The sequence below is a fragment of the Microbacterium sp. H6 genome (genome assembly GCF_003314775.1).
Taxonomy (GTDB): domain Bacteria; phylum Actinomycetota; class Actinomycetes; order Actinomycetales; family Microbacteriaceae; genus Microbacterium; species Microbacterium oxydans.
In genome coordinates, this window is record NZ_QOAY01000273.1 from 1 (window position 1) to 7995 (window position 7995).

Here is a 7995-nt window from a genome sequence, read left to right on the forward strand (position 1 = left end):
AGCGCGGCGACGTCGGCGCGGCGCCAGCGGGCGTTCGCGGCCGCGAGGAAGATCTGCGCCATGGTCGCGGAGGTGTCCGCGGCCGGGGGAGCGGCGAGGATCTCCCGGATGCGGGGGGACAGGTCGCGGCGTTCGCCGGCGAGGTAGGGGTGCCCGTCGGCGTCAGCGTCGACGTCGCGGGGACGGGTGGCCTGTGCTGCCGGCGGCAGCTCCACGCCTTCCTCGTCCAGCCACACGTCCAGGTCTTGGAGGCGCTGCGGGGTCGTGGTGGGCCTCAACAGCACCTCGACCGGTCCCAGGGGACGGGAGTGCCCGCCCGCGCGGTGTGGCGACAGCGGCGGCCGAACCGCACCGGTAGCGGGGTTCGTGAGCGGCGAGAGATCCAGAGAGGGCAGAACGGTCCGCGCTCGGCGCGCGAGCTGGTTCACGGTGCCAGCGTCAGCGGGCGCGGTGAGCGCGATCCAGACGTGGCGGCCGCCAGAGGGGCCGGACTCGCAGACGAGATACGCGATCGCGAGCTCGTCGAGCCACCGGGTCAGTCGGCGAGCATCTTTCGCCGGGTTGCCGCCCTTGGCGTCCAGGTCGAAGCACAGGTACCGGAATCCGCCGGCGGTGTCGGTGAGGGGGAGGGCCCAGGGGCCGTCAGGGGCAGCGGTGCTGTCGGACGGGTAGGTGGCGGTGTAGCTGTTCGTGAAGTCGCCGTGCGCGTCGCGGACGTCGACGCGGACGCTGCGTCGACGCGTGAGCTGGGACAGCGACACGGTGAGATCCCAGGCAGACTCCGGTGTCCCCCAATCGGAGGACACCCCGCGGCGTGTCGCGTCTAAGACGGCATGGAAATCTGCGTCAAGTGGCGTTATGATGGGGTCAACTCCTTTCGAGGTAGCGCATGACGAAGCCCCGGTACCCTCCGGTTCTTCACTTCTCGATCCGTGTCCGTCGCCAAACATCTACGGGTCGAAATACTTGGGAGAAACCCGCCGCACATGCGGCGGGTTCTTTCGTTAAGCGGCTGGCACGCGCAGCATCCCGTCTTTGAGTGGCCGTTCGGGGAACCAGGTGGGACGCCCATAGGCGTCGAGCGGAAGGTGCTCGACCATGAGGTCGAACAGCTCCGACGGCGAGATCTCGAGTTCCTGCGCGAGCGCTTCCCAGCGCTTCTTGCTGGTGAGCTCGACCTCGTAGCCAAGGTTGGTCGGCTGTACCATCGTCCCTCTGGGACGGCGGTAGGTCCGCCGCTTCTTTTCGTCAGCCATGCAGTCAGTTAACCCCAAGGTCAGGGTTAACACCGGCGCGACACTCCGGGCCTTCAACCCGTACTTGAAACCCGGCATCTCAGCTGGCGTCGTCGCCCGTCAGGGGCTCTCCGAGGAGGTACTTCGAGTACTCGCGGAGTTCGCGGCGGATCGCCTCGCGATCGGCTGCGTATCTGACCCGCTGCCCGTTGCGGTCGTCGCGTGCGTCCGAGGTGACAATGCCATCAGCTTCAAGCTCGCGCACGTGGTTGAAGATCGTGCGGTGCGAGGCGCCGCCGAGGGCCTTCTCGATTTCGCCTGTCGTCATGGGCTCGGGGTTGGTCGCTAGGAGCCGCACGATGGCCGCTCGGATGGGGTTCGCACCAAACACTTTGACCGCCCTCGCTGGTTCAGGAGGCAGCGGCTGATCGGGAGATGCGTAGCGAGGCATCTGCCAAGTCTGCCGTAGCCGGTTCTGAGGCTATCAAGCAGGCAGGTTAACTGCAAGCTTGCAGAAGGTTTGCAATCTCGCAGGCGGCACGCACCGCTACTCTCCGAGGAGTTCGGCGTGCAGCGCGGCGAGAATCTGGCGGACGCGGGTCTCGTTGACGGTGTAGCGAAAGTTGCGCCCGGTGCCGCGCTTCTCGGGCGGCACATCGATGGTGACGACGTCGAGCTCGACGAGGGTACGCAGGACGCGGCCCAGAGATCCTCGGGGAGTGTCGGTGCCGGCGAGGATGTCGGAGAGGTACGCACCGGGGTTCTCGCGGATGTACTCGACCACGCGGAGGTGTGCGCGGTTGCGCACCAGGTTGACGGCGTCGTCAAAGAGATTTGGGGTAGCAGGCATGCGGCTCAGCATCCTTTAGGGTGCGGGCGTGGCGGTCGGGTCGCCAGGGCCGGTTCGTCGAGGGAGGGCGTACAGGTAGGTGGTTTCGACTTTGTCTGCGACGATCCAGGCCATCTCGGTGGTGATCCCGCTGGGTGCTATCGGGTCGAGCGGGAGTTCTCGGGTAGTGAACGGGGTCACCTGTGGCTGGTCATCGCTGACGTTGGTCCAGCTAGCTTGACGGCTGGCTGTCCCGTACACAATGGTGCCAGTGATTGCGGTGGGCGTGAGGTTGCCGAGCGGTTGAACGCTGGGATTGGTGCCGTACCGGATCCAGACGTTGCCGTAGGTGAGGGTGGTCCCGTCGATCGCGTGCAGCGGCACGGAGTCACTGCGGATGCCGCTCGTGCGGGTTTCGGCCTGGGAGAGGGTTTCTCCCGTGGCGACGTCGACGGCCGCGACGATGCTCTGCTGCCCTTCGGTGCTCCACACGGCGATGAGGGTGGTGGCGTCGGCTGCGGAGACGTTACTGAGCTCGGTGGTCCCGTCGGGGCGGGTGTACGGGGTCTCGGACACGTCGCCGTCGACGGTGATGGTGTAGATCGTGGTGTCGTCGACGGCGATCACGCCGGCGTCGGTGGTCATCACGGGGCGAGCGGTGACGGGGATGTCCTGTCGGGTGATGCCGTCAGCGGTGACGAAGCCCACGGTCTGATCGGGGAGGACGATCAGCGGTTCGGTACCGAGGAAACTTACGTCGGCACCGCGGGGGAGGTCGTAGTCGACGGAGTCGACTGTGCTGTCTTCGACGTAGAGCGGCCAGACGGTGAGGGCGTTGGAGCGCGAGGTCGCGAGGACCTCGTATCCGCCGATTGTGGTGGCCGCGAGCTGCGCGCCTCCACGAGGGGAGCCGTTGCCTTTCCAGACCGTCTTTCCGGTGTCGGGATCCAGAAGCCGGAGATCTCCGGCTTCGGTGGTGACCGCGACACGTCCGTCCGGGAGGAAGGTGGGTTCGGTGTTGGAGCGGATCGGCACGGCCCACGCTGCCGTCTGGTCGTATCCGGGAGGAGAGAGGACGGCGAGCTGTTCTCCGACACCGGGCGGCGGCGCGATGGTGGCCGTCGGCGTCGGTGCAGGCCTCGTCAGTGCGATCGCGACCGGCGTGGCTGCGCCGATGACGACGAGGCCGGCGACGGTGACGATCGAGGCGATGACAGCGCGTCGACTGACGCGCCGGTTGCCGATCGCCATTTTGCCGTCGTGCACCTGGTCGACGATGACGTGTGTGGTGCCGTCAGCTTCGACGACCATCCGGTCTGTGCCGTCGGGGGTGGCGGCGATGACGCGGACAGCGTCGTGTCCGTCGGCCTGCAGGATGCCGGCGACGTGGTCGATCGCCGCATCGGTGGCACCCTCGCCGGTGGCGATGGGTACACCGTCGAGAGTGACGGCGCCCTCGGCGTCGACCTCGAGGCGGTAGACGGGGTAGGGGGGAACGGTGGTCAGATCGATGTCGCTCATGCGGGGATGGTCTCCTCAATGCCCCAGAATTCCCAGTGCCAGGCTTCGTCGGGACCTGGTCCGCCGGGTTCGGCCCAATCGGGGTGCACCCAGCCGTAGCGGGGGGCGTTGGCTTTCAACCACAGGTAGATCGGGTGAGAGAATCTCAGCCGATAATGGCTGCGGTCGCCGACGTCGATAGCGAGCGCCCATCCGTGGTTGGAGGTGCCAGGCTCGGCGGCCTCATCCCCGTAGATCGCTTTGGCCTCGACCTGGCCGGCGTAATCCCGGTACCCGTCGTTGATGGGCAGGTCATAGCCGAACTCCGCCCGGAAGGCGTTGTTCATCGCGATCAGGTTGGCGACGGCGTCACCGCGCAGGGTGTAGTTCGGCGCCCAAGGAATGGGGGCGAGCAGGCTCTCGTCGATGCGGCCGTTCTCGAAACCGCCCCACTGGCCGGGGGGATTCTTCCCGGGCGGGAAGTTGCCGTTATTGCCGATCGGGTTCGCGCACTGGGCTGCTTCTGCCCCGTTACCGGGGTCGATGTTCACTTCCGCGAGAGCGGCGGCGACGTCGACGGCGTCCTCATAGAACTTCTCGTAGTGGTACGGGTCGTCGTTGCCCTGCACCTTGTGGGCGGCAATGCTCGGCTCCATCGATTCCCACCCGGCGACCTCTGCCAGCCGGGTCAGGAAGGTGCGGGATGCCGTCGCCGGATCCGTGACTTCCTCCCAGGTTCCCCACCCTTGGGACACCTGCTGCTGGAAGAGACCGCCACCGTCCGCGATAGAGCCGTCCGGGTTGGTGGCGTCGTCGTCGTGGTTGAGGTTGATCAGCGACGATTCGCCCATAGCAGTCATCACGCCGATGACCTGCGCCTTGACGGGCAGCTTCAGCTCCGTGGCGGCGTTCATGATGATCGCCGCGTTGACCAGCTGCTCGCCCTTCCAGGTGCCGACCTCGTCGACGGGCAGGTTCTCGATGTTCACCTCGTAGTCGATCGTGGGGAACTTCCCCCCGGGGAGGGAAGAGCACGACGTGGCGATGAGGACGAAGATCGCGATGAGCGGGATGCAGATGACACCGCAAACGGCGGCGGCTGCGCCCTTCATCCCAGATCCGCCGGGGGAGTGAGGCGGTCCACGAACCAGGATGGTGTGCCGTTCCCGTGTCCGTCTCCCTGACGGATGAGTTCGATCGTGTACTGGCCGATGTCGGTGGGCACGAGCACGCTCATCTGATTGAAGTTCGGGGCACTGGCGACGACACCGGGGCCCGTGACCTGGGAGGGGCGAACCCTGGCGGGGTTTGTGCCCTCGTAGGCCAGCAGGGCGTCGTTGGTGAGCATGGGAGAGAGCTCGGCCCACCACTCCTCGTAGGAGCGGTTGTGGTTCGCGAAGCTGGTCATGGCTTCCTCAGCCACCCGCACCCCGTCGTCGAGCGCGTCCGGCGCGATGGTGCTGGTGGGCGCGGGCTGGGCCGTCGCTGTGTCCGTGGGTGACGGGCTCGGGTTAGGTGTTGGTCCCGCGTCGGTGCATGCCGATAGCGTGAGCATGAGACCAACGGCGACGACGCTGATATGGGAAGTTCTCGGCTTCCGCGTCATATTCCGCGAGTTTCGGCGTCTACTAGATGACGGTTTCGTCATTTTCCCACCCCCCGTATCTGACTCATCCTTGATACTATAGGATCGCATTAGATCCTGTACACGAGGGGGGCTTCGATGACAGATACACCGACGACCCGCGTTAACCCGTTCCATCGGGTGCGCGGCGCCGAGCAGAGCGACGCCGATGTCGACCAGCTGCGCGGCGAGGAACTCGTGGGTCCGCCGACGCCAGAGTCTGCGCCGTCGGTTCCGCATCCGCTCGAGCAGGTCTTCCCGACGATCCCCGAGGCGCCTGGTGCTCTCGTGTATGTCATCGCACTGCACGGCGGCGCGGGAGCCTCGACGATCGCGGGCCTGATTCGTGAGCAGGCTGCGGATCTGCCGGGGGAGGCTGCCCGCGAAGGACATCGGGCCTGGCCTATCTCCTCGTATTCCGGTATGCCGATGAACGTTCTTGCGGTGGCACGCACTCACTATCACGGCCTCCAGACGGCAGAGAGATTCGCGCTGGCATGGGCTGCGGGGGAGTACCGGGACAGCCGGCTGCTGGGAATCGTGCTCGTCGACGACGGCCCACAGCTGACCAAAGCGCAGCTCAAGGCCGTTGAGCGCATCGGCCGGATGACGCCGCACGGGTGGCGGGTTCCCTGGGCCGAGGGATGGCGCCTGGCCGAGCCCACTCTCAAGACCTCTTCTCCTCGCGTCCGGTGGACCATCGGACGCATTCGCAAGCTTGCTCAAACCCCGCCTACGGAAGGAAAGAAATGAACACTCTGATTGAGGTCGCGACCGCGATCACCGGCGTCCTGCCCAACCCTGAGCCGGAGCAGCCTCCGGGCACGGAGGGCGTATCCACGCTGATCAACTGGCTTGCCTGGGGTGCGCTCATCCTGGGTCTTGCCGGCTTCCTCGCGAGCGCCGGGTACCTCGCATTCGCCGCATTCACGGGCCGCGAGATCCAGGGCTTCAAGGGCCTCGTGATCGCGCTCATCGTGTGTGTCCTCGTCGGCGCTGCCGGCGGCATCATCGCAACGTTCACCGGCTGAGCAGGGGAGAGATCATGAGCGACGACAACAGCGATAGCAACCGCGGCCTGGTCAAGTTCAACGCGTGGTGGCTGGCGGCAGCGATTTTGGTGCTCGCTGTCATCGCCGCTCTCGTACTGGTGCTGACCTTCGGCGGCAGGGACAACCCCGAAGGGGGCACCTCGCCATCAGGCGCACCGTCGACACCGTCCGCGCAGCCGGGCGAGGACGAGTCGACTCCGCCCGAGACAGGGGGTGTCTGCGACCTGCCCTCGGGATCAGACATCCCCACGGTCGGACCCGACGCCGAGTGGGTCAACCGCATGGGACTGCTCACCCCCACGTCGAGTGAGTATGCCGCGGCATCGGCCGACGACACTCTCTGGGGCTGCTTCGCTCCCTCACCGACGGGAGCACTTTTCGCGGCGACCAGCTTCATGGCTGGGCTACAGGAGAGCACTGATGCCGATGCATTCCGGGCTTTCGTCGAAGATGCGGCCGTAGACAACAACGGGCGGGCTCCGTTTATCGAGGAGAACGCCTCACTGGCTCGTTCGCCCGAACCGGGTCGCACCGCTCAGATCTCGGGTTTCCGGTTCGACAGTGTCGAACCGGAGGAGGTCGTGATTCGGGTCGGCATGAGCCAGAGTGCTGGGTCCGAGACGGTGACCGCCTATGTGTCGTTCACCCTTGTCTGGGACAGCGAGAGGGATACCTGGCTGGTCGATGTCGAGAGAATCACTCTCCGCCCCACTCTCGACCCGTTGGCCGGATACACGGACTGGAGCGCTTCGCAATGATCCGCATGGCAGCTGAGGAAGAGGAGTGCCAGGTTTGGGACGCACTCTGCTGGGCTGGCGAGGGCATCAGTGACGCTGCCAATAGCGCGTTCACGGATTTCGTGCGTGATATCTGGAAGCTGCTGATCGATTTTCTCGGGTGGATCAACTCGTTCTGGGTGGGCATCCCGAGCGCGGATGTGACAGCCCCGGCGATTGGTCAGATCAACGGGTGGATGGGCTGGTACACGGCCGCGATTGCACTGATCGGACTTCTTATCGGTCTGGGTCGCATGGCGATCTCGAACGACTTCAAGTCCGGTCTGCCGGCGGTCAAGATGGTCGTGAACCTCATCCTGGTCACGGGCGTGTACGCGGTGGCGTTCGCGGGTCTGACGACGGCGGGCGACCAGTTCGCGCCGTGGATCATCCAGAAGGCGACGGGGGAGGAGCTGAGCCTGTCGGGCATGCTGTCTCTCTCGGAGATGATGCTGATATACCCGGGTGGCGGGCTGTTCCTCGCGATCATCGGCCTTCTCGGCGCCGTGGTGAATGTCCTGTTCATGGTGATTCAGGGTGCTCTCGCGTCGACGATGTTCGCTCTGCTGCCAGCGGTGGCCGCGGGGAGTGGGACCGAGATGGGGTCGAACGCATTTCGTCAGCTGCAGGGCTGGTTGCTGGCCGTGATTCTGTTCAAGCCGGTGGCTGCGATCATCTACGCCTTCGGGATGATGCAGATGAAGAACCCGCCGGCGATCGAGGGCCTCGATGACATCGGGAAGTCGATCTACAACGCCTGCGTCGCCATGGTGATTCTCGGCATGGCGGCCCTCGCTCTGCCGGCACTGATCAAGTTCCTGGTGCCGGTGGCAGCGGCGGCAACCTCGAACGCGTTCTCGGGTGGCGCGGCGGTCGCTGGCGTTGCTGCAGCCGGGTCGGCCGTCGTGATGGTCGGGGCGGTAGCCGCGACCGGTGGAGCGGCTGCACCGGCCGCGGGCGCTGCTGCAGGAGCCGGTGG

At 66.0% G+C, this 7995-nt stretch carries 10 protein-coding genes and 1 pseudogene; 4 read left to right on the forward strand and 7 right to left on the reverse strand.

Annotated elements, in window-relative coordinates:
- From DSP71_RS17840 to DSP71_RS17870, 7 genes and pseudogenes are all read right to left on the reverse strand, one after another.
- Nucleotides 1-761 (reverse strand): annotated as a pseudogene (locus tag DSP71_RS17840) (hypothetical protein); the annotation flags it as partial.
- 243 nt (nt 762-1004) lie between these two features.
- Entirely contained in the window at nt 1005-1256 is a 252-nt protein-coding gene (locus DSP71_RS17845; RefSeq protein ID WP_067117872.1) for a hypothetical protein, read from the reverse strand.
- A 79-nt stretch (nt 1257-1335) separates the two neighbouring features.
- Nucleotides 1336-1686 carry a helix-turn-helix transcriptional regulator gene (locus DSP71_RS17850; RefSeq protein WP_067117729.1) on the reverse strand — a complete coding sequence of 117 codons (351 nt, stop codon included), beginning with the start codon at nt 1684-1686 and terminating at the stop codon, nt 1336-1338.
- Between the two features lie 96 nt (nt 1687-1782).
- Nucleotides 1783-2085 carry a helix-turn-helix domain-containing protein gene (locus DSP71_RS17855; protein WP_137772176.1) on the reverse strand — a complete coding sequence of 101 codons (303 nt, stop codon included), beginning with the start codon at nt 2083-2085 and terminating at the stop codon, nt 1783-1785.
- A 15-nt stretch (nt 2086-2100) separates the two neighbouring features.
- Nucleotides 2101-3585: a PQQ-binding-like beta-propeller repeat protein gene (locus DSP71_RS17860; RefSeq protein WP_067117734.1), complete on the reverse strand. Its 1485-nt coding sequence runs from the start codon at nt 3583-3585 to the stop codon at nt 2101-2103.
- Nucleotides 3582-4676: a M15 family metallopeptidase gene (locus DSP71_RS17865; RefSeq protein ID WP_067117737.1), complete on the reverse strand. Its 1095-nt coding sequence runs from the start codon at nt 4674-4676 to the stop codon at nt 3582-3584. The genes DSP71_RS17860 and DSP71_RS17865 overlap by 4 nt, the downstream gene beginning before the upstream one ends.
- Nucleotides 4673-4987 (reverse strand): hypothetical protein, encoded by a 315-nt coding sequence (locus DSP71_RS17870; protein ID WP_181800771.1) that lies wholly within the window; start codon nt 4985-4987, stop codon nt 4673-4675. The genes DSP71_RS17865 and DSP71_RS17870 overlap by 4 nt, the downstream gene beginning before the upstream one ends.
- A gap of 300 nt (nt 4988-5287) precedes the next feature.
- Here DSP71_RS17870 and DSP71_RS17875 point away from each other — a divergent pair, with 300 nt between their 5' ends.
- The 4 genes from DSP71_RS17875 to DSP71_RS22500 all read left to right on the forward strand — a co-directional run.
- Nucleotides 5288-5941, forward strand: a complete 654-nt coding sequence (locus tag DSP71_RS17875) for a DUF6668 family protein (RefSeq protein ID WP_147251370.1) — start codon at nt 5288-5290, stop codon at nt 5939-5941.
- Nucleotides 5938-6219 carry a hypothetical protein gene (locus DSP71_RS17880; RefSeq protein ID WP_067117746.1) on the forward strand — a complete coding sequence of 94 codons (282 nt, stop codon included), beginning with the start codon at nt 5938-5940 and terminating at the stop codon, nt 6217-6219. The genes DSP71_RS17875 and DSP71_RS17880 overlap by 4 nt, the downstream gene beginning before the upstream one ends.
- 14 nt (nt 6220-6233) lie before the next feature.
- Nucleotides 6234-6998 (forward strand): hypothetical protein, encoded by a 765-nt coding sequence (locus DSP71_RS17885; protein WP_067117749.1) that lies wholly within the window; start codon nt 6234-6236, stop codon nt 6996-6998.
- A 5-nt stretch (nt 6999-7003) separates the two neighbouring features.
- Nucleotides 7004-7995 (forward strand): hypothetical protein (locus DSP71_RS22500; RefSeq protein ID WP_181800772.1); only part of this gene is annotated, 992 nt, incomplete at its 3' end.